This is a genomic window from Trinickia sp. NRRL B-1857, from assembly GCF_050470685.1.
Classification (GTDB): domain Bacteria; phylum Pseudomonadota; class Gammaproteobacteria; order Burkholderiales; family Burkholderiaceae; genus Trinickia.
Genome location: NZ_JBFLUK010000001.1, coordinates 2,124,677 through 2,148,949 on the forward strand (window position 1 = coordinate 2,124,677; position 24,273 = coordinate 2,148,949).

Consider the following 24,273-nt stretch of genomic DNA (forward strand, 5'->3'; position numbering starts at 1 on the left):
GTAGCGTGACCGCATGAACGAATCGCTCTCTCTTCGCGTACGCCGGCCGGCACACTTCGGCCTTGCGGCGGCGCTCGCCCTTGTGACCTGCCTCGCATTCGGGCCGGCGGCCCATGCCGAGCAGGCCGACAAGGACAAGCCGATGAACATCGACGCCGACAACATGACCTACGACGATTTGAAGCAGGTCACGATCTTTACGGGCCACGTGGTCGCGACAAAGGGCACGATCCTGATCAAAGCCGATCGCGTGGACGTGCGCCAAGACCCGGAGGGCTATCAGTACGCGACCGGCACGATGGCCCCGGGCAGCAAGGATCTCGCCTATTTTCATCAGAAGCGCGAAGGCGTCGACGAATATGTCGAAGGCACCGCCGAGCGAATCGACTACGATGGCAAGAAGGACTTGACCACCCTCACCACGAACGCCACGGTGCGACGCCTGCAAGGGCTCACCACGGTGATGGATCAGGTGCATGGCAGCGTCGTCACGTACGACGGACAAAACGACTTCTACACGGCGCGCGCGGGCAAGGACGTTGCCGGGCCCGGCAACCCGACCGGCCGCGTGCGCGCGATGCTATCGCCGCGCAACGGCGCACCGGCGCCCTTGACCGGCGGCCCGGCCAAGCTCGCGCCCGCGTCGACGATTCAAGGAACCGGAACGCAGTGAATACGTTATCCACCACGGCGATCGTGAACGAAGCGGGCACGAGCGAGCCGGCCCGCGCATCGAGTTCGCTCGTCGTGCGCAATCTGAAAAAGCGCTACGGCTCGCGCACCGTCGTCAAGGACGTCTCGCTGGACGTCAAGAGCGGCGAAGTCGTCGGTTTGCTCGGCCCGAACGGCGCCGGCAAGACCACGTCGTTCTACATGATCGTCGGCCTCGTACCGCTCGATGCCGGCGAGATCGTACTCGACGGCAAATCGATCAGCCTGTTGCCGATCCATAAGCGTGCCGGGCTCGGTCTGTCGTATCTGCCGCAAGAAGCGTCGGTGTTTCGCAAGCTGACGGTCGAGGAAAACATTCGCGCCGTGCTCGAGTTGCTGCGCGACGAAAACGGCAAACGGCTCACCAAAGCGGTGATCGAAGCGCGGACCGACGCCCTGCTCGACGAGCTACAGGTTTCGCACCTGCGGGAAAACCCGGCCCTTTCGTTGTCGGGCGGCGAGCGCCGGCGCGTCGAAATCGCACGCGCCCTCGCGACGAATCCGAGCTTCATCCTACTGGACGAGCCGTTCGCGGGCGTCGACCCGATCGCCGTGCTCGAGATTCAGAAGATCGTCAAATTCCTCAAGCAGCGCAATATCGGCGTTCTGATCACCGATCACAACGTACGCGAAACGCTCGGTATTTGCGATCACGCGTACATCATCAGCGACGGCTCCGTCCTTGCGGCGGGCGCCCCCCACGAAATCGTCGAAAACGAGAACGTCCGCCGCGTCTATCTGGGCGAACACTTCCGCATGTAAGTCGCGGGTCCCCGTATAGGGCAATTTTTACGCGATCGGCGTAAGCGGTTGCGGCACGCCGTCGCCGCGACCGCCCATCAAGGGCCGCAGCGAGGTTCCCGGCGCGTGGCAAAGTCTCTACAATGAAAGACACATTGCCATGAAAGCCAGCCTCCAACTCCGCCTATCGCAGCATCTTGCGTTGACCCCACAACTGCAACAGTCGATCCGACTGTTACAGCTGTCGACGCTCGAGTTGCAACAGGAAGTCGCGACGGCCGTCGCGCAAAACCCGCTGCTCGAATCCGAAGACGAATGGATCGCGAGCCCGTTGCGGGTCGCCGCCGACGGCAGCGTGATCGCCCAAGCCCCGAACTCATCCGCCCCCGAGCCCATGAGCGGCAACGCGCCCGCGGAAAACGCCGAACGCAGCGAGTCGAGCGACGGCGCGGGGCCCGAGGAATTCGGCACGACGAGCGGGTCCGACAGCGCCGATTCGTCGCAGTGGAATCTCGACGACTATGGCCGCTCGTCCGGCGCGTCCGACGACGACGATCTGCCGCCGCTTCAGATTCACGAATCGACCACTACGTTGCGCGATCATCTGATGGCGCAACTGCGCGTCACGCAGGCGAGCCCGCGCGACCGTGCGCTCGTCACGTTTCTGATCGAATCGCTGGACGACGACGGCTACCTGACGGCGTCGCTCGACGAGGTCTTGGCCGATTTACCCGAAGAACTCGAGGTGGACGTCGACGAACTCGGCGCGGCGCTTGCGCTGCTCCAAAGTTTCGATCCGGCCGGCGTCGGTGCGCGCTCCGCGTCGGAATGTCTCAGGCTGCAATTGCTGCGGCTGCCCGAGTCGCCCACACGCAAACTCTCGCTTGAGATCGCGGCCAATCATCTGGAACTGCTTGCGGCGCGCGATTTCACGCGCTTGCGCAAGCAGTTGAAGGCAAACGACGACGAGCTGCGCGACGCTCACGCGATGATCCGCTCGCTCGAGCCCTTTCCCGGCGCGGCCTACGGCAAAGCGGAGGCCGACTACGTCGTGCCCGACATCATCGTGAGGAAGACCTCTAGCGGCTGGCAGGCCGAACTGAACCCCGAGGTGGTCCCGCGTTTGCGCATCAACAATCTGTACGCGAACATCCTGCGCAATAACCGTGGCGATCCGGGCAGCGGCTCGCTGCGCCAGCAACTACAGGAGGCGCGCTGGCTGATCAAGAACATCCAGCAGCGCTTCGAGACGATCCTGCGCGTCGCGCAGGCCATCGTCGAGCGGCAGCGCAACTACTTCGCGCATGGCGAAATCGCCATGCGCCCCTTGGTTTTGCGGGAAATAGCTGATACGCTGGGCTTGCACGAATCGACGGTATCGCGCGTGACGACGGGCAAGTACATGCTCACCCCATTTGGGACACTCGAGTTCAAGTACTTCTTCGGCTCGCATGTGTCGACCGATACGGGGGGCGCGGCGTCGTCGACAGCCATTCGCGCGCTCATCAAGCAACTGATAGGAGCCGAAGACTCAAAATCGCCTCTTTCGGACAGCCGCATAGCCGAACTGCTGGCGGAACAAGGATTCGTGGTGGCGCGCCGCACGGTTGCCAAGTACCGCGAAGCTCTCAAGATCCCCGCAGTCAACTTGCGTAAGTCTCTTTAGGCTCTTCGCGTTTTGCGAAGAGCGTTTCCCGGCCCTGACGCCATCGGCGGTATCGGCCGGCCGATACGACCCGCCGCTCGTCAGTCACGCGGGGTGATGACTCGAGCGGGCCGCTCCCGACCGGCGCAGCCGCACCCATGGTGCCAGGCAGCCATTTGTTTGGAGAGCACTATGAATCTGAAGATCAGTGGACACCATCTCGAAGTAACGCCGGCGTTGCGAGAATACGTGATCACCAAGCTCGACAAGGTGCTAAGACATTTCGATCAGGTGATCGATGGCAATGTGGTCCTCTCGGTCGACAACCATAAGGAAAAGGATAAGAGGCAGAAGGTTGAAATCAATCTTCACTTAAAGGGCAAGGATATCTTTATCGAAAGCGCCAACGGCGATCTGTACGCGGCGATCGATCTCATGGTCGACCGGCTGGACCGTCAGGTCGTACGCCACAAAGGGCGCATCCAAGAACATCAGCATGAGGCGATCAAACATCAAGATGTGCCGCCCGTAGGCGAGCAAGCGCAGTAGTTGCGCCGCGGCCGACGCAAAGGTCGCCCACCCCGCGTGAAGAGCCGCCCCCTCGTGGGCGGCTTTTTCATGGGCGAACGGAATCTTTCCTCGCCTGGCGCGGCGCACCATATGCGGCGGCCCTGTTCTATAATGTGCCGGTTATAGAAGGGGCAGCCGGCCGTAGCAGTGCCCGACGACGTCGGTCCACCGAGCCGACGCGCGCGGCCGAAAATCGACAATCAGCCAGTTGCCCGAGGTGCGCTTGAGGCGACGCGTTAGCCTGCCAACATGAATCGTTTAGCCAAATTTCTACCGCTCGAAAACGTCGTCCTCGGCCTTTCCGTTACCAGCAAGAAGCGTGTATTCGAGCAAGCGGGCTTGATTTTCGAAAACCAGAACGGAATCGCCCGCAGTGCAGTCACCGATAACCTCTTCGCCCGCGAACGGCTCGGCTCGACAGCCCTCGGCGAGGGCGTTGCGATCCCCCATGGGCGGATCAAGGGCCTCAAGCAGCCGCTGGCCGCGTTCGTCCGGCTGGAGCAGCCTATCCCGTTCGAAGCGCCGGATGGGCAGCCCGTCTCGCTATTGATTTTCCTGCTCGTGCCGGAACAGGCCACGCAGCAGCACCTGGAAATTCTCTCGGAAATCGCGCAATTGCTGTCCGACCGCGAAGCGCGCGAACGCCTGCACACAGAACCGAATCGCGAAGAGTTGCATCGCCTGCTCACCCAATGGCACCCTTGAGCTTGCTTGCCGCGCCCTGACGGCTTGGTTCGGCTCGCAAGCACGGCGCGCCTCGCGCGTCGTTCATCGGCCTTGGCGGGCAGGGCGGCGCACGTCGCCGCCGCGCGCGTCGCGGTCAACCTGGAGCCACGGATTCATGGATACGTCCAGCATTAACGCCCAAAGCATTTTCGACGACAACGCCTCCATGCTCAAATTGAGCTGGCTGACGGGGCACGAAGGCTGGGAGCGCGGCTTTTCCGCAGAGACGGTCGCGAACGCGACGTCGAGCGCCGACCTCGTCGGCCACTTGAATTTGATCCACCCGAACCGGATCCAAGTGCTCGGCGAGGCGGAAGTCAATTACTACCAACGGCAATCGGACGAGGATCGCTCTCGGCACATGGCCGAACTGATCGCGCTGGAGCCGCCGTTTCTCGTGGTCGCGGGCGGCGTCGCCGCGCCGCCGGAACTCGTCTTGCGCTGCACGCGCTCGTCCACGCCGCTGTTCACGACGACGATGTCGCCGGCCGCCGTCATCGATAACCTGCGCCTGTACATGTCGCGCATCTTGGCGCCGCGCGCCACGCTGCACGGCGTATTTCTCGATATTTTGGGCATGGGCGTCTTGCTGACGGGCGATTCGGGCCTCGGCAAGAGCGAACTCGGGCTCGAGCTGATCAGCCGTGGACACGGGCTCGTGGCCGACGATGCGGTCGACTTCGTACGGCTCGGGCCGGACTTCGTCGAGGGACGCTGCCCCCCGCTGCTCCAGAATCTGCTCGAAGTGCGCGGGCTGGGCCTGCTCGACATCAAAACGATCTTCGGCGAGACGGCCGTGCGCCGCAAAATGAAGCTCAAGCTGATCGTGCAGCTCGTGCGCCGGCCCGACGGCGAATTTCAGCGCTTGCCGCTCGAAAGCCAGACCGTGGACGTGCTCGGATTGCCGATCAGCAAAGTCACGATTCAAGTGGCGGCCGGCCGCAACCTGGCCGTGCTCGTCGAAGCCGCCGTACGCAATACGATTTTGCAGCTTCGCGGTATCGACACGTTGCGCGATTTCATGGATCGGCAACGGATCGCAATGCAAGATCCCGACAGTCAGTTGCCCGGCAAGCTCATGTAAGACATGCAACCCGCCCGGGCCGCATCGCGCCGCGGCCCGGAAGCACCCATGGCCGCCGCGACCGAGCCCGAGTGCAAGTGCTATGATGAAACGAACTGGTTCTTTCCCATGCGCATCGTTCTAATCACCGGCATTTCCGGCTCCGGCAAATCCGTCGCGCTGAACGCGCTGGCGGACGCAGGCTACTACTGCGTCGACAATCTGCCGCCGCGTTTTTTGCCCGCGCTTGCCCAATATTTGGCAAGCGACGACGAAGGGCACGAACGGCTGGCGGTGGCGATCGACGCGCGCTCGAGCGCCTCGCTCGACGACATGCCCGGCATCATCCGCGATTTGGCAAGCGAACACGACGTGCGAGTGCTGTTTCTCAATGCCAGCACGCAATCGCTGATTCAGCGTTTTTCGGAAACGCGCCGGCGTCACCCGCTCTCGGGCTCGCCCGCGCACGACGCCGATGTCGGGCTGCTGGCCTCGCTCGAAGAAGCGATCGAGCGCGAACGCGAGCTCGTCGCGCCGCTTGCGGAATTCGGTCACCAGATCGATACGAGCAACTTGCGCGCGAACGTGCTGCGCGCATGGGTCACGCGCTTCATCGAAGAGCAGCGCGAAGGCTTGATGCTGATGTTCGAATCGTTCGGATTCAAGCGAGGGCTGCCGCTCGACGCCGATTTCGTCTTCGACGTGCGCGCCCTGCCGAACCCCTACTACGATCATCGTCTACGTCCGCTCACGGGCCGCGATCAGCCCGTGATCGATTACCTCGACGCCTTGCCGATCGTTCATGAAATGATCGACGATATTCACGCATTCGTTTTGAAATGGCTGCCGCGGTTTCGCGAAGACAACCGCAGCTATTTGACCGTCGCCATCGGCTGCACGGGCGGGCAGCATCGCTCCGTGTTCATCGCCGAAACACTCGCCTCGCGCCTGGCACGCGAGGCGACCGTGATCGTTCGGCATCGCGACGCGCCGGTCTCCATCGACGAATCGTCACGGTTGGTGGCATGAGCCGGGAGCTTTGCGGGCAATGAACGCTCCCGACCCAGGTCACTAGCGGCTCAACCCGCCGCGGCCTACGCGGCAATCCGAAGCGCGCGCCATGTCCTCCATTCCCGCCGTCTACGCCGAGCTGCCGCTGTTTCCCCTGCACACGGTGCTGTTTCCCGATGGGCTATTGCCGTTGAAGATTTTCGAGGCGCGCTATCTCGATATGGCGCGCGCCTGCTTGCGCGACGATTCGCCGTTCGGCGTTTGTCTGCTGAAAAGCGGCGGCGAAGTCGCTCAGGACGACGTGCCGTGCGTGCCCGAAATGATCGGCACGCTCGCCCGTATCGAACATTGCGACGTCGACGAGCACGGCATGCTGCTCGTGCGCGCGCGCGGCATGCAGCGATTTCGCTTGCTCTCGCATCGTAAGGAGGCAAGTGGGTTGCTCGTCGGCATGGCCGAACCGTTGCCCGAGGATGCCGCCTTGGATGGCGCCGACGCGGTCGCGAAATTCGGCGCCTGCGCGGAAGTGCTCGAACGCATCATCGAGACGATTCGCGAACGCGACGCCGACAGCGTGCCGTTCGCGGAGCCGTTCCGCTTCGACGATCCGAGCTGGGTCTCCAATCGCTTAGCCGAGATTTTGCAGATCCCGCTGCGAGCGCGGCAAAAGCTCATGGAGCTCATCGACGCCGGCGAGCGGATCGATGCCGTCCATCACTACATGCGACAGCATCAATTGCTCTGACGAAGGAACGTAAGGCCACGCGAGCGGCCTTACAGCAACGGTCCCTTGAGGGCATCGAGCAGTTTGCGCACCGGCGCGGGCACGCCGTACTCGTCGATTTGCGCGAGCGGCACCCACGCCGTCTCGTCGTCGTTCGCGTCGGCCGGGCGCGCCGCTTCCAATTCGGCGCAGCGCGGTTCGATGTCGAGCTTGAAATGCGTGAAGGTATGGGCGATCGGTGCCAATCGCGTGAGGCTCGGGTGCGCGCCCAATCGCCCGGCCCGCTCGGCGAGAGAAACTTCGTCGGCGGCCTCCGGCAAACTCCACAATCCGCCCCAGATACCCCAAGGCGGCCGCCGCTCGAGCAGCACACTGGCGCCGTCGCGCAGCACGAGCATCCACGTGCGTCTCGTCGGCACGGTCTTCTTCGGCCGCGCACCCGGCAGTTCGCGTTGCCGACCGCTCAAGCGCGCGACGCAATCGGCCTCGAACGGACAGCGTGCGCAATCGGGCTTGCCGCGCACACATAGCGTCGCGCCGAGGTCCATCAACCCTTGCGTATAGGCGCTCAACTCGTCGTTCGTTGCCTTCCCATCCGGCATCACGCGCTCGGCGAGCAACCACATCGCATTTTCGACGCGCTTTTCGCCCGGAAAACCCTCGATCCCGAACACGCGCGCCAGTACGCGCTTGACGTTGCCGTCCAGAATCGTCGCTCGCACGCCGAACGCGAACGAGGCGATCGCCGCCGCGGTCGAGCGGCCGATGCCCGGCAAATCGGCCAATTCCTCGGGCGTGCTCGGAAACGCGCCCCCGTGCCGTTCGACGACGGCTTGCGCGCATCGATGCAGGTTTCGCGCGCGGGAGTAATAGCCGAGCCCGGCCCACAACGCCATGACCTCGTCGAGCGGGGCGGCGGCGAGCGACGCGACGTCGGGAAACCGCGCGAGAAATCTTTCGTAATAGGGGATGACGGTCGAAACCTGCGTTTGCTGGAGCATGATTTCGGACAGCCAGATGCGATACGGATCGCGCGTGTTCTGCCAGGGCAAATCGTGGCGGCCGTGGCGGCGCTGCCACGCGATGAGCCGCGCGGCGAAAGCGGCTTGAAGCGGGGTCTCGGGTTCGCCCGCGGGAATCGGAGAAGCGGATAGGTACACTTGATGACTCAGCGCTGACAGTGCGCGCAGTAATAGGTGGAACGTTGCCCTTGGACGATCTGACGAATCGGCTTGGCGCAGACGCGGCACGGCTCGCCCGCGCGATCGTAGACAAAGCACTCGAGCTGGAAATAGCCGCTCGAGCCGTCGCTGCCTACGAAGTCTCGCAAGGTGCTGCCGCCGCGCTCGATGGCCGCGGCCAGCGTCACGCGCACGGCATCGGCCAGCCGCTCGCAGCGCGCGAGCGACACGCGGCCAGCAGCAGTGGTCGGCCGGATGCCGGCCCGGAACAGACTTTCGGACGCATAGATGTTGCCGACGCCGACGACGATCTCGCCGGCGAGGAGCAGTTGCTTGATCGAGGCCGTGCGCCCGCGCGTGCGCCGAAAAATCAGCTCGCCGCTAAACGCGTCGCTGAACGGCTCGACACCGAGGTTGGCGAGCAATGGATGGGTGTTCACGTCGCCATCGGCCCGCGCATGCCACAGTACGGCACCGAAACGGCGCGGATCGCGATAGCGCAGCACGAATTCGTCGAAGATCCAATCGATATGATCGTGTTTGGCCGGTTCGCCGGCCTGCTCGTGACGCAGCACGCGCAGCGTCCCGGTCATACCCAGATGGACGATGAACCAGCCGGAGTCGATTTCGAACAGCAGATATTTGCCGCGCCGCTCGACCCGACGGACCGCTTGCCGCGCGAGCGTGCTCGCGAGATCGGCGGGCACCGGCCACCGCAACGCGGGCGTGCGCACGTCGACCCGCTCGACGAGGCGGCCGGTGACGTACGGCTCGATGCCGCGCCGGGTAACTTCAACTTCTGGCAACTCGGGCATGTCTAAAGGGACTGAAATAGGTGTGTAACTTGCATGGTCCAATTCTGCGTGTATTGTAGCGAGCGCGTTACAATCGACCGAAACCTCGAACGGATCTCCATGATTTTGTCCCTCAAGCAGCTCTTCTCGCGCCCGGTCGGCGCCCGCCCCGCATGGCGCATCGCGCCGGCGGGCCGACTCGTCGCGGCCGCGCTCTGCGCCTGGACGTTGGCCGCGCTGCCCGCGCATGCTCAGGACCCGTCCACCTCGGATGACGGCGGCTCAACCGCGACGGACGGATTCGGGGCCTCGCTGCCGGAAGAAACGAAGGATTTGCCGGACGTCCCGCTGACGAGTCAAGTCGTATTCCAAGTGCTGGCGGCGGAAATCGCGTTGCAACGCAATGAGCCCGCGCCGGCCTATCAAACTTATCTCGCGCTCGCACGCGATACGCACGATCCGCGGATGGCGGAACGCGCAACGGAAATCGCGGTGCAGGCCCAAAGCCCATCGGACGCGCTGGCGGCCGCGCAGCTCTGGCACGAGTACGCGCCCAGCTCCGAGCGAGCCGTCCAGGTCGATGCCTCGCTGCTCGTCTTGTCGGGCAAGCCCGATCAGGCCGAGCCGCTGCTCGCCGGCGAACTGGCGAAAGTGCCGGCCGACAATCGAGGCGACGCGCTGCTGGCCCTGCAAACGTTGATCGCGCGCGGTCCGAACCGCGTAGGCGGCGTGCAAGTCTTGCAGAACCTGCTGAAAAACGACCTGAACCGCCCCGAGGCGCATCTTGCGATCGGCAGGCAGCAACTGCTGGCCGACGATCGCCCCAGTGCCCGCGCTTCGTTCGAGCAAGCGTTGAACATCAAGCCCGATTTCCTGCCGGCCGCGCTCGCGCTCGGTCAGATGGGCAGCGACGAACGCAAGGAAGCGATTGCGTCGATCGAGTCGTATGTGAAGCAGCACCCGAAGGAGCGTAACGCGCGGCTTGCGCTCGCGCAGCTGTATTTGTCGGCCGACCGGCTCGACGACGCGCAAAAGCAATTCGAAACGCTGCGCTCGATGGATGCGAACGACCCGATGCCGTTGCTTGCGCTCGGGCTCATCAAGATCCAACAAAAGCAATACGACGCGGCCCAGAAATATCTGGCGCAATACGCCGATCTGGCCGAGAAGGCGCCCGGGGCCGATCCTGGCCAGGCGTACTTATATTTGGCGCAACTGGCGCTCGAGCAAAAGCACGACGACGATGCGGCCAAATGGCTCGACAAGGTGCCCGCCGCGAGCCAGCAGTACGTCACCGCACGCGTCACGCGCGCGCAGATGCTGGCGCAAAAAGGCAAGATCGACGATGCCCGCAAGATGCTGGCCGCGATCCAAACGGACGACCCGCGCGAACAGGGGGTCATCGCGCGCACGGATGCGGCCATCTTGTTCGATGCGAAACACTATCGCGAGGCCGAGGCGCGCTTGCAGGAGGCGAACGATGTCTCCCCCAACGACCCGGAAATCCAGTACGACTACGCGATGGCCGCGGAGAAGAACGGCCATTACGACTTGATGGAAAGCGTGCTGCGCAAGGTCATGCAGGAGCAGCCCGACAGTCCCCAGGCCTACAACGCGCTCGGCTATTCGCTGGCCGATCGCAACCAGCGCTTGGATGAGGCCGACAAGCTGATCGAAAAGGCGTCGGCGCTTGCACCAAACGATGCGTTCATCATGGACAGCCTTGGTTGGGTCAAGTATCGCCAAGGCGATACGGCCGATGCCGCCAAGTTGCTCAAACACGCTTTCGAGATCCAGCCGAATGCGGAGATCGGCGCGCACCTCGGCGAAGTGCTATGGAAGAGCGGCGATCAAAAGCAAGCGCTCGACGCATGGCGGCGCGCGCATAGGCTCGAGCCCAACAACGACACGCTCGTCAAAACGCTCGAACGCTTCCAAGTGAACGTCAACGATCTGTGATGCCGGTTTTGTCTTTTCTCACTCTCGACGGCGTGTGCGTGCGCCGCGCCGCGCGCTCGGCTGCGGCCGCTTTCGCCGTCGCCCTGGCCGGGTGCGCCGCCACGCCGACGCACGGACCCTCGACCTCGAATACGACACCCGAGCTGTCGACGCAGACCATGCATGCGTATCGCGGCCGGTTCTCCGTCCGCTATCTCGACCAGAACGGGCAGCCGCGCAACGCCTACGGCAACTTCGACTGGGAGCAACAGGGCGACACGGTCACGCTGCAACTGCTCAATCCGTTCGGGCAGACCCTCGCCATCGTCACGTCGTCGTCGGGATCGGCCACGCTCGAAGTTCCGAACCGTCAGCCGGTGACGGCCGACAACGTGAGCGATCTGATGCAGCGCGCGCTGGGATTCGCCTTGCCGATCGAGGGGTTGCGCTATTGGCTCGAGTCGTCGCCCGCGCCGAGTTCGCATGCGAAGACCGTCGTCGATCCGAATCAGAGTTCGCGCTTGAAGGAAATCGACCAGGAAGGCTGGACGATCGACTACATCGCCTATGCCGATGCCCCCGCGACGGGCGTCAAGCGCCTTGATCTCACGCGCCAAGACCCGCCGCTCGACATCAAGCTCGTCTTGGATCGCTGAGCGGGCGGGCCGCCGCCTTGCCCGCTCTGTCCGTTCATGCTTTGCTCTAGCCTCACGCCGCACCACAAATGATCGAAACGTCCCACTCGCTGCGCGACTGCGCGGCGCCCGCCAAGCTCAATCTGTTCTTGCACATCACGGGCCGGCGGCCCGACGGATATCATGCGTTGCAGACCGTGTTCCAGTTGATCGATTGGGGCGATGTGCTGCATTTCACGCTGCGCGAAGACGGGCGCGTCCACCGCAAGACCGAAGTGCCGGGCGTGCCCGAGGAGAGCGATTTGGTCGTGCGCGCCGCCATGCTGCTCAAGGCGCACACGGGCTCGCCGCTCGGCGTGGACATCGAGATCGAGAAGCGCTTGCCGATGGGCGCGGGCCTCGGCGGCGGCAGCTCCGATGCCGCCACGACCCTCTTGGCGCTCAATCGGCTCTGGAAGCTCGAGCTGGCCCGCGACGTGCTGCAATCTTTGGCATTGCAACTAGGCGCCGACGTGCCTTTCTTCGTTTTCGGCAAAAATGCGTTCGCACAGGGTGTCGGAGAAGCGCTCGAAGCTGTACAATTGCCGCCGCGCTACTTTCTGGTGGTCACCCCGAAGGCGCATGTTCCGACCGCAGCGATTTTTTCCGATAAGTCGTTGACAAGAGATTCGGAAGCCGTCACAATTACGGACTTTCTTGCACAGCAAAGCTGCAACGCAAGATGGCCTGAAAGTTACGGCCGGAATGACATGCAGCCAGTTGTCGTGGGAAAATACGCGGAAGTCGAGCAGGTGCTTGAATGGTTTGAAACCATTGCACCGGCACGGATGACCGGATCGGGCGCGAGTGTTTTTGCCGCGTTCCGGAGCATCGCCGAAGCGGAAGCGGCGCAAGCCAAGCTGCCAGCAGATTGGATCAGCGCCGTGGCATCGAGTTTGGATACGCATCCACTCTTCGCTTTCGCGTCATAGGTTTTGCGTCGTCGGGGCTGTCCCGCAGGTCCGACGAAGCTCAGAGTCAGTGTAGGGGAGTCGCCAAGTTGGTCAAGGCACCGGATTTTGATTCCGGCATGCGAGGGTTCGAGTCCTTCCTCCCCTGCCAAACATTCCCGCAGTTCCCGCCTCCAGCAGCAGGTGCATGATGAGCAGCCATGACGGCCTGATGGTTTTTACTGGCAACGCAAATCCTGCGCTTGCACAGGAAGTCGTCAAAATCCTCGGCATCCCCCTCGGCAAAGCAATGGTCAGCCGTTTTTCCGACGGCGAGATCCAAGTCGAGATCCAGGAAAACGTGCGCGGTAAGGACGTCTTCGTCCTCCAATCGACCTGCGCACCGACGAACGACAACCTGATGGAACTGATGATCATGGTCGATGCGCTCAAGCGCGCGTCGGCAGGTCGGATCACGGCAGCCATCCCCTACTTCGGCTATGCTCGGCAAGATCGCCGCCCGCGTTCGGCGCGCGTCGCGATCTCGGCCAAGATCGTCGCCAACATGCTGGAAATCGCCGGCGTCGAGCGGATCATCACGATGGATCTGCACGCCGACCAGATTCAAGGCTTCTTCGACATTCCCGTCGACAACATCTACGCCACGCCCGTGCTACTCGGCGATCTGCGCAAGCAGAGCTACGAGAACCTGCTCGTCGTGTCGCCCGATGTCGGCGGCGTCGTGCGCGCCCGCGCGCTCGCAAAGCAACTGAACTGCGATCTGGCCATCATCGACAAGCGCCGTCCCAAGGCAAACGTCGCCGAAGTGATGAACATCATCGGTGAAGTCGAAGGACGGACCTGCGTCATCATGGACGACATGGTCGACACCGCCGGCACGCTGTGCAAAGCCGCACAAGTGCTCAAAGAGCGCGGCGCGAAGCAAGTCGTCGCCTACGCGACGCACCCGGTGCTCTCGGGCGGCGCGAGCGAACGCATCACGAACTCGTCGCTCGACGAACTCGTCGTGACGGATACGATTCCGCTGAGCGACGAAGCACGCGTTTGTGCGAAGATCCGCTCGCTGTCGTGCGCAGGCCTGCTCGCCGAAACGTTCTCGCGCATTCGTCGCGGCGATTCGGTGATGTCGCTGTTTGCCGAAAGCTGAAGAAAAGCATTACGTATCGCCCGAAGTCGCTGTGCAACTGAGCGGCTTCGGTACTTTGGCGCGATTCGGTGACCGAAACGCGCCGTTTTCGTCTGGAGCCGGACCCGGCCCGCGGCGGTTGTCCGCGAGCACGAAGGCTCCGTTTCACTGCCTGGTCGCGGGCAGCTATGGAGATAGAACATGAAAGTCGTCGCTTTCGAGCGTAGCAAGCAAGGTACGGGTGCGAGCCGCCGCCTGCGCAACTCCGGCAAGACGCCGGGGATCGTGTATGGCGCAACGGCGGAACCGCAACTGATCGAACTCGATCACAACGCCCTGTGGCACGCACTGAAGAAGGAAGCCTTCCACTCGTCGATCCTCGATCTCGAAGTGGCCGGCCAATCGCAACGCGTTCTGCTGCGCGACGTGCAATACCACCCGTTCCGTCAGCTCGTTCTGCACGTCGATTTCCAACGTGTCGACCCGAACAAGAAGCTGCACACGAAGGTGCCCGTGCACTTCATGAACCAAGAAACGAACCCGGCCGTGAAGACCGGCGGCGCGATCATCTCGCACGTCGTGACCGAAGTCGAAATCGAATGCCTGCCGGGCGACCTGCCGGAATTCGTCGAACTCGACCTCGCTAAGATCGAAGCCGGTCAATCGCTGCACGCGAAGGACATCACGCTGCCGAAGGGCGTTTCGCTCGTCGCGCACATCGAAAGCGAAAACCCGGTTGTCGCGGCTGCTGCCGTGCCGGCTGGTGCAGCGGCTGAAGCCGCAGCGGAAGGCGAAACGCCCGCCGCTTAAGGCGTTTTTCGCGCCTATCCTCTCGATCCGTTTCGTTGGAACGGACGACGTGACCCGCCGCGGCTTGCCCGGCGGGTTTTTTTTCGCCCCCTCTCACCTTTCGTTCACGGGCCGGCTCGCCGGTATCACAGCATGATCAAGCTCATCGTCGGGCTCGGAAATCCGGGCGCGGAATATGCGGCCACCCGGCACAACGCCGGCTTTTGGCTCGTCGATCAGCTCGCACGCGAAGCGGGCGCCACCTTACGCGACGAGCGGCGCTTCCACGGTTTTTACGCGAAAGCTCGCCTGCACGGCGAGGAAGTGCATCTGCTCGAGCCGCAGACGTTTATGAACCGTTCGGGGCAATCGGTCGTCGCCCTCGCGCACTTCTTCAAGATCTTGCCCGACGAAATCCTCGTCGCGCACGATGAACTCGATTTGCCGCCCGGTGCCGTGAAGCTCAAGCTCGGCGGAGGCAGCGGCGGACATAACGGGCTCAAGGACATCTCGGCGCATTTGTCGTCGCAGCAGTACTGGCGGCTACGGATCGGCATCGGCCATCCGCGCGATCTCATCCCCGAAAGCGCCCGCGCGGGCGCCAAGCCCGATGTGGCCAACTTCGTACTCAAGCCGCCTCGCAAGGAAGAACAAGACGTCATCGACGCGGCGATCGAACGCGCGCTTGCCGTCATGCCCCACGTCGTCAAAGGCGCGCCCGAACGCGCAATGATGCAGCTTCATAGCGCGGGCTGACGCACACCCTCCCCTGGCCGCCAAGCACTTGGCGGCCGCCTCCACTCCCCTTTCCCCGCCCGTCCCGTCGCGCTTCGCCAAGCGTCATCGAAACTCGCCAACACTTCGACGTTTTGAGCCCCGGTATTGCAGGGCTATTGAAGGGTATGTTCCGATGAGAAACATTAAGCAGGACACACAATTGGCTGGAAGTTCGACGAGCGAAGAGACCGCAACGCTCTGCCTTTCGCGATAAACGCGCCACGGGCAGGCTAGTTCCGCTCGTTACAGGACTAAGTCCGAGTACGCATTTCACGACGGGGCGATCTGATGACGATGCAAGCTGACAAACTCGCACGGCCGCCTGGAGCGGTACGGGCTGCTGTGGGTGTTTTGCAGGCATTCACGCGCAATACGCGCGATCGCTTAGCGGGCATTCGATCGGTGGGCGCCGTCGTGAGTTCGCTCGCCCGTGCGGCGCGGCGTCGACTCCGATGTCTCGGACCCGACGCGCTGTTTCTATGGGTCAGTCACCGCCGCCGGGTCGGCCGTTTCCCAAACCTGCGCAAGCCGGTTACCTATAACGACTACATTTTGCGCCGCTGTCTCCATCCCGAGCCGCATTGGACGACGCTCGCGGATAAGCTCGCCGTGCGCGAATATGCCAAGAGCAAAGTGGGCGAGCAGTACCTCGTGCCGCTCATCGCTGTCCCCGAAACGTTCACCCGCGCCGTCTTCGACGCCCTGCCCGCCTCGTTCGTCATGAAGGCCAATCACGGCTGCGGGTTCGTCGAAATCGTGCGCGACAAGTCGAAAACGTCCTATGAGGCGCTGCGCTGCCTGGCCGATCGTTGGCTTGCGACGAACTACTACTGCGAGGCACGAGAGCGCCACTACCGCGCGATCAAGCCGCGCCTATATTTCGAAACGCTGCTGCTGGAAGCCGACGGCCTAGTGCCCGCCGACGTCAAGATGAACATGTTCGGCAAAGGGCCGGACGGTCCGATCATCCTCACGGGCATCGTGGCCGACCGGTTCGGCAACCTGCGCGGCGATGTCTTCGACGCGAAGTGGAATCGCGTCGACTTGTCGCTCGGCCACTTCCCGCGCAGCGCGGGCGATGTGCCCCAGCCGGAGAACTGGCAAGAAATCATCGATGTCGCCACGCGCCTGGCCGACGGCCTTGGCTACGTCCGCGTCGACCTTTACAACATCGCGGGACGGATCTACTTCGGGGAACTGACGTTTACGCCCGGCGCGGGCGTGTTTCCGTTTCACCCCGATCGGATCGACTACGAATGGGGCGAGCTGCTGAGACGGATGGAGCCGGCGAAGACTTAAGCGGCTGCGCTTCACCTCTTTTGGCGGATTAGTCGGGGTGAAAACGATGCGAAGCGCATAACCGGGGTATCGAAATTCAATGACCCAGACTTATCGGCCACTTTTCCGGACTCATTTGCCAATTAACCAATGCGAGTCGTTGTGCAAAGCAATACAAATGCGACAAGGGAATGCGAAAAAAGATTCCGCTTGTTTGGTTTTGCGAACCTCCGTAGGGAGGCACCTCATTAATGAATCCGCAATAATTTCCGAGAAAAAGACAATAGCGGACTTGAGATCGTTGGTAGAGGCGGCGCAGCCCGAAAACCGCGGTAATCCTGACCGAACGGCCCGCGGCGTGGCGTCAAAACGTTTGATTTTCCGGTCGGCGGGATTCCTCACGCTCATTCGCTTCCCATTCCGATAGTTTATTCGTCACTGCGACAAAACCGACGCGCAGCCATTGTCTCGTGGATAATTTGGCCAATTGGGCGGCTTTTTCGGTCAAACGGTATTAACCATCTTTCTACTCAGTTATCCTGCGTCCGACGTAGGAAAGGAAGGCCAATAAAAACCAACCGCGCTCCATGATCCAATGTTCGAGGGTGACGCTATGACGCCTGTCAGCGAAGTCAATAACGTATTGCATGTGGGCGTCAACGCGCTAAGCCATGAGCGAAGAGGCCGCGCCGACATTCATCCCTCACTCGTCGCGCCGGCCGCGCACCCGACGACGCGCCGGATCGGCATCGTGCTGTCCGAGGGCTTTTCGCTGCTTCGCGTCGGCGCAATCACCGAGGTCTTCCAACTCGCGAACGAACATACGCTCGCGCATTCGCTGCACGACATGAGCGGCGTGACCTACGACGTGAGAATGCTCTCGCCGCTCGGCGGCACGCTGCAATCGGCGTCCTCGGCGCGCATGTTGACCGAATGCTTTCAGTTCGAGCAACGCAACCGCTTCGACGCGTTGTTCCTGCTCGCCGGACGCGCCTTGGACTCCGGCTTGTATGCGCAGTTGCTGGCCGGCGGCAGCCGCCGAAGCCATGGCGACGTCATCGGCTCGCGCAACGGCTGGGCGATGCCCGCCGCCGAAAAACCGCAGGAAACCTGTATCGTCGATAACGGGGCCGACGCGGTCCGTAGTGCGCTCAGCCTCGTCAAACGCGATCTCGGCAACGACGTCGCACATCAAATCAGCGAACGCGTGCTACCGAGCGCCAAGGCGAAAGTCGATCTGCTCTTGCGCGACATCGGTCATAAGACCATCGAGGAAAAAGTGCGGGCCTCCGCGCTGTGGCTCGACGAAAACTGCACGCGGCCGATCACCGTCGCCGACGGCGTGCAGGTGGCGATGATGAGCAGCCGCAGCTTCTCGCGGCACTTCAAGCTTCAACTCGGGGTCACGCCGTCCGAATTCCTGCTGCGGGCCCGCCTCGATCTCGTGTGCCGAATGCTGACCGAGACCGACTTGCCCGTCGAAAAGATCGCGCGCCGTTGCGGTATCGGCAACGGCGATCGGCTGGGCAAGATCTTCCGTAAGACGCTGCGCATCTCGCCGACCGAATACCGGTCGCGCAGCCGCATGCCACCCTGAAATAAACCACAAGACCATCCCACACGCCGCGCGCGAGTGTCTTGCAGGCTTTCGCGCTTAAGCGAAGCGCCTTTACCGGCATTGCACTCGCCGTCAATCATCATTCGGAGTCGAAAAACGTGGACCGACCGCTTGAACCGTCGCACCAGCCTTTGTCCGACCCGGGAGCCGGCAGGTACGTTTTGAGACCGACTCCCGGATTCGCCGCCTACGAACCGCGCAGCGAGCTGGATGCCGGCCCGCTATGGGACCTACTGCACGCCAATCGCGTGATGATCGTCGTACTGACGGTGGTCATGACGTTGCTCGGCCTCACCTACGCGATATTCGCTCGGCCGACGTTCCAGTCCGACATGCTCGTACAGGTGGAGGAGGACAATCCGACGAGCCCGACGAGTGTGCTCGAGAACGTCCAGCAAATGTTCGATCAGAAAACGGCGACGTCCGACGAGATGGAGATTCTGAACTCCCGTCTCGTCTTATCGCGCGTCGTGGAGAAGTACCACCTGAACGTTCGCGCCGAGCCGCGCTATTTCCCGCTCTTCGGCCGTTGGGTCGCCGAGCGTAAGCATCGCGAGCACGACCTTTCGCTGTCCAGTCCCGGCCTGCTCGGCTGGGGCGGCTTCGTTTGGGGAGCCGAGCGTGCGGAGCTCGGCACGTTCGAGATGCCGGCGCAGCTTTACGGCAGGCGGTTTAAGCTCGTGGCCGAAGACGGCGGACGTTACCGTCTGCTCGCCTCGTTCAGCGACATCGACGTGGACATCGCCGCCTCGGGCCGCGTGGGCGAGCCCTTGAACGTCACCACCCCGTTTGGGCCGATCCGGCTCGTGGTGACGACGCTCGAGGGCCGCCCCGGCGCGGCGTTCAAGCTTTCGCGCGTCGCGGTGGTCACGGCGGTCGACGATCTCCAGCGCGCCATGCAAGTCACGCTGCCCGGCAAGGACTCCGATCTGATCCGCGCATCGCTGTTGGGCTCGGACTCGCAACAAGTGGCCAACGTGCTGAACGACATCGGTGACGAGTACGTCGCGCAAGATGCCGAGCGCCGTTCGGTGGAAGCGCAGCGTTCGATCGAATTTCTGAATCGCGAACTGCCCCGGCTCAAGCACCAGCTCGAGGAATCCGAAGACGCCTACAACGCGTTCCGCGCGCAACACATGACGCTCGACTTGGGCGCGCAAGACACCAACGTGTTGCAACAATCGGTCGATGCGCAAACTCGATTGACCGAACTCGAACAAAAACGCAGCGAGCTTCTGGCGAGCTTTACGCCGCAGCATGCTTCGGTTCAAGCCGTCGACGCCCAAATCGCCACGCTACGCGGGCGGCTCGCGCAAATCGACGCGCAAACGCGCCAACTGCCGGAGTTGGAACAGACCCAAGTGCGCTTGCAGCGCGACGTCAAGGTCAACACCGAGCTCTATACGGGCCTGCTCAACAACCTCCAGCAACTCGATCTGGCACGCGCGAGTAAAGGCAACGCGCGCATCGTCGATCGGGCGACGCCGGCCGACCGGCCCGTCAAGCCCAAACGCCCGCTCGTGGTGGCGCTCGCAGCCATCATCGGACTGTGCGTCGGTATCGCGATCGCTTGGGTACGCCAACGCCTGTTCGGCGGCATCACGCAGCCGAGCGAGATCGAAGCGGTATCGGGCCTGCCGGTACTCGCAAGCGTGCTGTTCAGCAGCGAACAAGCGCGCCTCGACAAACGCCGCACGAAAACGGCAGGCGTCCCGGTCCTCGCACACGCGCAGGGCGATTCGCTCACCGTCGACAGCTTGCGCAGCCTGCGCTCCGCATTGCGCACCACGCTGCCCGAGGCGCATAACAACGTCGTGCTGATTTCGGGCGCAGAGCCCAATGTCGGCAAATCGTTCACGAGCGCGAACCTCGCCGCAGTCCTGGCCGCATCGCATCAGCGCGTGCTGCTGATCGATGGCGATTTGCGTCGCGGCGACCTCGGCCGGCATTTCAACGTGTCGGCCGCGCCGGGACTCTCCGAGCTCATCGGCGGCGACGCCAAGCTCGAGCAAGTCGTGCATCGCGAGGTGCTACCGAAGCTCGATCTGATCACGCGCGGCAGCATTCCGTCGAATCCGTCGGAGTTGCTGCTCAGCCCGCCGCTCGGCGAACTCGTGCGCGCGGCCAGCGCGAACTACGACGTCGTCATCATCGATTCGCCGGCGGCCCTGCCCGTGGACGATGCCGCAACGCTCGGCCAACACGCGGGCACGGCGCTCATCGTCGCGCGGCATCGCGTCACCACGGCAGCCCGGCTCGCCGAGGCAACCAAACGGCTGACGCGAGCGGGCGTGCTGCTCAAAGGCGTGGTGCTCAACGGTTTCCATCCCAGCACGGGTCTGCATGCCTACCGGTATCGATCGCACTATGCGCAGCACAAGGGCAGCATGCCGCACGAAGTGTTGGTCGAAGCACTCCCACCCGAGGTACGTAAATGAGAAGGCAGATCGGTATCGCGGCCGCCATCGCCGCAGCCGCGTTTTCGACAGCGTGCGTGACGAGCACCACGAGCGCTGACGTGCTCGAGTTGCACGTCAGCGCTGAGCGCACGAACGACCAAGAAGCGCGGCTCGCGGCGACGCATACGGCGGGCGCGATACAGCCGAGCGGGCCCGCGCTCGCCGGGCAACCGTCGCTGCGCGACGCCTTGGCGCTGCTCGCGAGCGACAAGGCGCGCATGGGCGCCAACGTCAGCCGCGTCGATATCGATCTTGCGCCGGGCACCTATCGGCTGGCGGCTCCGCTGACCGTCACGCTGGGTGCGGGCTGGCGCGGCACGCCGATAGCGATACACGGGCCGCGCGATGCGCACGCCGTGATCTCGGGCGCCCGCGTACTGCACGGTTGGGCGCCGGTACGCGACCCTGCCGTGCTTGCCCGCCTGCCCGCAGCCGCGCGCGGCGCCGTGCGCGTGACCGATCTAGCGGCCAACGGCATCTCGCTGCCGGCGACGTTCGCGCCGTACGGCTTCGCCATTCCGGTGCAACCGGCGGAGCTCGAATTGTTCTACCGCGACCGGCCGCTGACGCTAGCGCGCTGGCCGCAGCAAGGCTACGCGACGATCGGCTCCACCCCCGACGGAGCGGGCGGCACCCGCTTCACCGTCACAGGCGCCAATGCGGCGCGCTGGAGCGGTGAGCCCGATCTGCGCGCAATGGGCTATTGGGCGCGGGACTGGGCCGACGAGACGCTGTCGGTCAGCGCAGTCGACCCTAGAGGCGGCGTGCTGACGCTCGCGCGCGCGCCCAATCTCGGCATCAAAGCCGGGCAGCGGGTGGTGATCGAAAACGCGCTGTCCGAACTCGCCGCACCCGGCGAATACTACTTGGACCGCCGGGCGGGACGCGTCTACGTCTGGCCGCCGGCGCCGGGCGGCGAGAACGAAATCGAAGGATCGGTCACCGATACGCTGCTACGCATGGACAATGCGTCGGGCGTCGTCGTGAGCGACGTCACGTTCGACATGTCGCGCGGCGACGCCGTGACGTTGCAAGGCGGCGGCAATCTCGCGCTCGAGCGCGTGGCAATTCGCAACACGGGCGCGCGTGCGCTCGTGTCGAGCGCCACCAACAGCCGCTTCGTCGGCTTGCTCGTCGAACGAACGGGCCAAGGCGGCCTATCGATCACGGCCGGCGATCAAAATCACCTTACGCCGGGTAACGTCGTCGTCGCGGACAGCACGTTCGACGACTACGCGCGGCTCGCTTACTCCTATCGACCCGCCATCAGCATTGCAGGGGTCGGCGATCGCATCGAACACAGCGTCATCCATAACGGCCCCCACGCCGCCATCGTCTTCACCGGCAACGACCATCGGATCGAGGGCAACACGATCTACAGCGTCGTGAGGGAATCGAGCGACTCCGGCGCGATCTACACGGGCCGGGACTGGACCGCGCGCGGCACCGTCATCGACAACAACTTCTTGCACGACATCGGCTCGCCGTCGCGCCCGAACGCGACGATGGGCATCTATCTCGACGATCAGGCGAGCGGCATTACGATCCGCAGCAACGTGTTCGCGCGCGTCAATCAAGCCGTGTTCATCGGCGGCGGTCGCGACAACCATGTCGAGCATAACTTGTTCGTCGATTGCGCGCCGGCAGTTCACGTCGATTCGCGCGGTTTGTCGTGGCAAAAGAACGAAGTTGCCAACCCGAATAGTCAGCTGCGCAGCCGGCTCGCGAGCCGGCATGTCGAGACGGGGCCGTATGCGATGCGCTATCCGGCCCTTGCCCATGTGATGTCGGATGCGCCGGGCGCACCCAAGGGCACCGTGCTCTCGCACAACGCGGTCATCGGCGGCCTGCGGTTCGACATCGACAGCGGCGCGAAGCCCTATGTGCAGGAAGAGCAGACGTACGGCTCGGCCGATGTGCGGTTTGCGCAGCCGATGTCCAACGACGCGCGCGATTCGCTGCCGGCATTGACGCTCTCGCCCAACTCGCCGGCGTTGTCCAGTGGCTTCGAGCCGTCGGCGCGGATCGCGCCGATGCGGAGTGCTCGATGACGCGCAAAGAACCCTCGGTAGGCGCCAATGCACGCTGGCTCGGCGCCGCGCAGGTCGTGAAGGCGCTGGTGCAGTTGGTCGGCATCGGCATCCTCTCGCGGCTGCTCGGCCCCGCGGACTTCGGCATGATGGCGCTCGCCACGGTTGTGACGAGTCTAGCCGGGTTGCTGCGCGACATGGGCACGGGACCGGCGATCATTCGCGCACGCACGCTCGATCACTCTCTGGTCGACGCGATTTTCTGGCTCAACTTGACCGTCGCCACGGTCGTCGCGCTCATCGTCGTCGCAACGGCGATCCCGCTCGCCCGCGCGTTCGACGCCGCACCGCTAGCCCATCTTCTCTACGGACTCGCGGTGACCTTCCCGATCATGAGCTTCGGTGCCGCGCACCAAGCCTTGCTCGAACGCGAATCGCGCTTTCGGATCACGGCGCGCGCGGATGTCGTGTCCTACACGAGCGGCATGATCGCGGCGATCGTCGCCGCGCATGCGGGGCTCGGCGCACTGAGCCTCGTGCTTCAGGCGATCGTGCAAGCGTGCTTGTCGTCGGTGCAGTTGTTTCTGGCTTCGCCCTGGCGTCCCTCGTTCAAATGCGACACCGCCCAACTGAAACGCATCTTCGCGTTCTCGTCGAATCTGACGTTGTCGAATCTGCTCATGTATCTGCAACGCAATTCCGATTCGATCATCGTCGGCAGGCTGCTCGGCGCGCGCGCACTCGGGCCCTATTCCCTCGCCTTCCGAATCATGCTGTACCCGCTGCAAAACGTTTCCCTCGTCGCATCGAAGTCGCTCTATCCGGTGCTCGCCATGCAGCAAAGCGAGCCGCAACGGCTGGCCGCCACGTGGCTGTCGAGCACCTCGTTCGTCGGGTTGCTGACGGCCACGTTGATGGGCGGCTTGATGGCGTTGCGCGTACCGTTCGTCGCCGTCGCGCTTGGGCCCCGTTGGGAAGAGGTCGGGCAGTTGCTCTTGTGGCTCGCGCCGGTCGGCTTCGTGCAATCCGTGCTCAGCACGGCACCCGCGGCGTTCATGGTCAAAGGGCGCACCGGCTCGCTCTTGTGGATCAATTTCGGCAACACGGCTGTGCATATCGCCTGCTGGCTCGTCGGTTCGCATTGGGGCCTACAAGGCATCGCGGCCGGCTATCTCGTCGCGACGCTGACGACCGCACCGTTTTACCTCGCGTGCATTGCGCACCTGCTCGCACTCAAACGCATGGCGCTGCTGCGAGCGGTGGGCGCGCCGATCCTGCTCGGCGCCGGCGTTTTCCTTTGCTCGTTCGCCATGGACTCCCTGCTGGCGGACACCGCCGAATTGCCGCCGCTCGCGCGGCTCGTGATCGCGGGCGCCGTCGGCGCACTGTACGGCCTGTGGCATCTGAGCCGTTTCCACCCGACCCAGTGCGGCTCCCTGCTGCGTACGCTGCGGCTGCGCGTACCGCGCGGCGAGCCCACCTTGTGAGCCGCCGAGCGGCATCCTGA

21 protein-coding genes and 1 tRNA gene are annotated in these 24,273 nt (G+C 63.6%); 20 read left to right on the forward strand and 2 right to left on the reverse strand.

The features are described from left to right. Positions 1 to 13 precede the first annotated feature (13 nt). The 8 genes from lptA (at position 14) to AB1286_RS09435 (ending at position 7,212) form a co-directional block, all read left to right on the forward strand. Positions 14 to 673, forward strand: coding sequence for a lipopolysaccharide transport periplasmic protein LptA (lptA, locus tag AB1286_RS09400; protein ID WP_430363024.1), 660 nt, complete (start codon positions 14 to 16; stop codon positions 671 to 673). 23 nt (positions 674 to 696) lie between these two features. Beyond that, positions 697 to 1,473, forward strand: a complete 777-nt coding sequence (gene lptB, locus AB1286_RS09405; RefSeq protein WP_430365024.1) for an LPS export ABC transporter ATP-binding protein — start codon at positions 697 to 699, stop codon at positions 1,471 to 1,473. 139 nt (positions 1,474 to 1,612) lie between these two features. Next, on the forward strand, positions 1,613 to 3,118 hold the full coding sequence (locus tag AB1286_RS09410; RefSeq protein ID WP_430363025.1) for an RNA polymerase factor sigma-54: 1,506 nt from the start codon (positions 1,613 to 1,615) through the stop codon (positions 3,116 to 3,118). A 171-nt stretch (positions 3,119 to 3,289) separates the two neighbouring features. After that, a complete protein-coding gene (hpf, locus tag AB1286_RS09415) occupies positions 3,290 to 3,646 on the forward strand; it encodes a ribosome hibernation-promoting factor, HPF/YfiA family (RefSeq protein ID WP_430363026.1) in 357 nt (118 codons plus the stop codon). Positions 3,647 to 3,916: 270 nt separating this feature from the next. Then, positions 3,917 to 4,372 (forward strand): PTS sugar transporter subunit IIA, encoded by a 456-nt coding sequence (locus AB1286_RS09420; protein WP_430363027.1) that lies wholly within the window; start codon positions 3,917 to 3,919, stop codon positions 4,370 to 4,372. Between the two features lie 136 nt (positions 4,373 to 4,508). Continuing rightward, complete coding sequence (hprK, locus tag AB1286_RS09425; RefSeq protein WP_430363028.1) at positions 4,509 to 5,477, forward strand: HPr(Ser) kinase/phosphatase; 969 nt, start codon at positions 4,509 to 4,511, stop codon at positions 5,475 to 5,477. A gap of 108 nt (positions 5,478 to 5,585) precedes the next feature. After that, the gene (gene rapZ, locus AB1286_RS09430) at positions 5,586 to 6,485 is read left to right on the forward strand and encodes an RNase adapter RapZ (RefSeq protein WP_430365025.1); all 900 of its coding nucleotides are present in this window, start codon (positions 5,586 to 5,588) and stop codon (positions 6,483 to 6,485) included. 91 nt (positions 6,486 to 6,576) lie between these two features. After that, positions 6,577 to 7,212: an LON peptidase substrate-binding domain-containing protein gene (locus AB1286_RS09435; RefSeq protein WP_430363029.1), complete on the forward strand. Its 636-nt coding sequence runs from the start codon at positions 6,577 to 6,579 to the stop codon at positions 7,210 to 7,212. A 29-nt stretch (positions 7,213 to 7,241) separates the two neighbouring features. Here AB1286_RS09435 and mutY read toward each other — a convergent pair whose 3' ends face one another. Both mutY and mutM read right to left on the reverse strand, forming a co-directional pair. Continuing rightward, entirely contained in the window at positions 7,242 to 8,351 is a 1,110-nt protein-coding gene (gene mutY, locus AB1286_RS09440) for an A/G-specific adenine glycosylase (protein ID WP_430363030.1), read from the reverse strand. Between the two features lie 8 nt (positions 8,352 to 8,359). After that, positions 8,360 to 9,187: a bifunctional DNA-formamidopyrimidine glycosylase/DNA-(apurinic or apyrimidinic site) lyase gene (gene mutM, locus AB1286_RS09445; protein ID WP_430363031.1), complete on the reverse strand. Its 828-nt coding sequence runs from the start codon at positions 9,185 to 9,187 to the stop codon at positions 8,360 to 8,362. Positions 9,188 to 9,286: 99 nt separating this feature from the next. Between mutM and AB1286_RS09450 the strand changes: the two genes are divergently transcribed. From AB1286_RS09450 to AB1286_RS09505, 12 genes are all read left to right on the forward strand, one after another. Beyond that, positions 9,287 to 11,125: a tetratricopeptide repeat protein gene (locus AB1286_RS09450; protein ID WP_430363032.1), complete on the forward strand. Its 1,839-nt coding sequence runs from the start codon at positions 9,287 to 9,289 to the stop codon at positions 11,123 to 11,125. Next, entirely contained in the window at positions 11,125 to 11,760 is a 636-nt protein-coding gene (gene lolB / locus AB1286_RS09455) for a lipoprotein insertase outer membrane protein LolB (RefSeq protein WP_430363033.1), read from the forward strand. Before AB1286_RS09450 ends, lolB begins: the two co-directional genes overlap by 1 nt. Before the next feature lie 68 nt (positions 11,761 to 11,828). Beyond that, on the forward strand, positions 11,829 to 12,710 hold the full coding sequence (gene ispE, locus AB1286_RS09460) for a 4-(cytidine 5'-diphospho)-2-C-methyl-D-erythritol kinase (RefSeq protein ID WP_430363034.1): 882 nt from the start codon (positions 11,829 to 11,831) through the stop codon (positions 12,708 to 12,710). A gap of 53 nt (positions 12,711 to 12,763) precedes the next feature. After that, positions 12,764 to 12,840: transfer RNA gene (locus AB1286_RS09465), tRNA-Gln, on the forward strand. 39 nt (positions 12,841 to 12,879) lie between these two features. After that, a complete protein-coding gene (locus tag AB1286_RS09470) occupies positions 12,880 to 13,836 on the forward strand; it encodes a ribose-phosphate pyrophosphokinase (protein WP_430365026.1) in 957 nt (318 codons plus the stop codon). A 180-nt stretch (positions 13,837 to 14,016) separates the two neighbouring features. Beyond that, entirely contained in the window at positions 14,017 to 14,625 is a 609-nt protein-coding gene (locus AB1286_RS09475) for a 50S ribosomal protein L25/general stress protein Ctc (protein ID WP_102644983.1), read from the forward strand. Between the two features lie 132 nt (positions 14,626 to 14,757). After that, a complete protein-coding gene (pth, locus tag AB1286_RS09480; RefSeq protein ID WP_430363035.1) occupies positions 14,758 to 15,360 on the forward strand; it encodes an aminoacyl-tRNA hydrolase in 603 nt (200 codons plus the stop codon). A gap of 309 nt (positions 15,361 to 15,669) precedes the next feature. Next, on the forward strand, positions 15,670 to 16,680 hold the full coding sequence (locus AB1286_RS09485) for an ATP-grasp fold amidoligase family protein (protein WP_430363036.1): 1,011 nt from the start codon (positions 15,670 to 15,672) through the stop codon (positions 16,678 to 16,680). Between the two features lie 592 nt (positions 16,681 to 17,272). Continuing rightward, on the forward strand, positions 17,273 to 18,256 hold the full coding sequence (locus AB1286_RS09490) for a helix-turn-helix domain-containing protein (RefSeq protein WP_430363037.1): 984 nt from the start codon (positions 17,273 to 17,275) through the stop codon (positions 18,254 to 18,256). 182 nt (positions 18,257 to 18,438) lie between these two features. After that, complete coding sequence (locus AB1286_RS09495; RefSeq protein ID WP_430363038.1) at positions 18,439 to 20,715, forward strand: polysaccharide biosynthesis tyrosine autokinase; 2,277 nt, start codon at positions 18,439 to 18,441, stop codon at positions 20,713 to 20,715. Continuing rightward, positions 20,712 to 22,787, forward strand: coding sequence for a right-handed parallel beta-helix repeat-containing protein (locus AB1286_RS09500; protein WP_430363039.1), 2,076 nt, complete (start codon positions 20,712 to 20,714; stop codon positions 22,785 to 22,787). Before AB1286_RS09495 ends, AB1286_RS09500 begins: the two co-directional genes overlap by 4 nt. Next, on the forward strand, positions 22,784 to 24,253 hold the full coding sequence (locus tag AB1286_RS09505) for a lipopolysaccharide biosynthesis protein (protein WP_430363040.1): 1,470 nt from the start codon (positions 22,784 to 22,786) through the stop codon (positions 24,251 to 24,253). Before AB1286_RS09500 ends, AB1286_RS09505 begins: the two co-directional genes overlap by 4 nt. Positions 24,254 to 24,273: the final 20 nt, after the last annotated feature.

Coding starts and splice junctions, on each gene's coding strand:
- lptA (WP_430363024.1), top strand. CDS start 14: ATGAACGAATCGCTCTCTCTTCGCGTACGCCGGCCGGCACACTTCGGC.
- rapZ (WP_430365025.1), top strand. CDS start 5,586: ATGCGCATCGTTCTAATCACCGGCATTTCCGGCTCCGGCAAATCCGTC.
- lolB (WP_430363033.1), top strand. CDS start 11,125: ATGCCGGTTTTGTCTTTTCTCACTCTCGACGGCGTGTGCGTGCGCCGC.
- AB1286_RS09450 (WP_430363032.1), top strand. CDS start 9,287: ATGATTTTGTCCCTCAAGCAGCTCTTCTCGCGCCCGGTCGGCGCCCGC.
- AB1286_RS09500 (WP_430363039.1), top strand. CDS start 20,712: ATGAGAAGGCAGATCGGTATCGCGGCCGCCATCGCCGCAGCCGCGTTT.
- AB1286_RS09435 (WP_430363029.1), top strand. CDS start 6,577: ATGTCCTCCATTCCCGCCGTCTACGCCGAGCTGCCGCTGTTTCCCCTG.
- hprK (WP_430363028.1), top strand. CDS start 4,509: ATGGATACGTCCAGCATTAACGCCCAAAGCATTTTCGACGACAACGCC.
- mutM (WP_430363031.1), bottom strand. CDS start 9,187: ATGCCCGAGTTGCCAGAAGTTGAAGTTACCCGGCGCGGCATCGAGCCG.
- AB1286_RS09410 (WP_430363025.1), top strand. CDS start 1,613: ATGAAAGCCAGCCTCCAACTCCGCCTATCGCAGCATCTTGCGTTGACC.
- pth (WP_430363035.1), top strand. CDS start 14,758: ATGATCAAGCTCATCGTCGGGCTCGGAAATCCGGGCGCGGAATATGCG.
- AB1286_RS09485 (WP_430363036.1), top strand. CDS start 15,670: ATGACGATGCAAGCTGACAAACTCGCACGGCCGCCTGGAGCGGTACGG.
- AB1286_RS09490 (WP_430363037.1), top strand. CDS start 17,273: ATGACGCCTGTCAGCGAAGTCAATAACGTATTGCATGTGGGCGTCAAC.
- ispE (WP_430363034.1), top strand. CDS start 11,829: ATGATCGAAACGTCCCACTCGCTGCGCGACTGCGCGGCGCCCGCCAAG.
- AB1286_RS09505 (WP_430363040.1), top strand. CDS start 22,784: ATGACGCGCAAAGAACCCTCGGTAGGCGCCAATGCACGCTGGCTCGGC.
- AB1286_RS09475 (WP_102644983.1), top strand. CDS start 14,017: ATGAAAGTCGTCGCTTTCGAGCGTAGCAAGCAAGGTACGGGTGCGAGC.
- AB1286_RS09420 (WP_430363027.1), top strand. CDS start 3,917: ATGAATCGTTTAGCCAAATTTCTACCGCTCGAAAACGTCGTCCTCGGC.
- AB1286_RS09470 (WP_430365026.1), top strand. CDS start 12,880: ATGAGCAGCCATGACGGCCTGATGGTTTTTACTGGCAACGCAAATCCT.
- hpf (WP_430363026.1), top strand. CDS start 3,290: ATGAATCTGAAGATCAGTGGACACCATCTCGAAGTAACGCCGGCGTTG.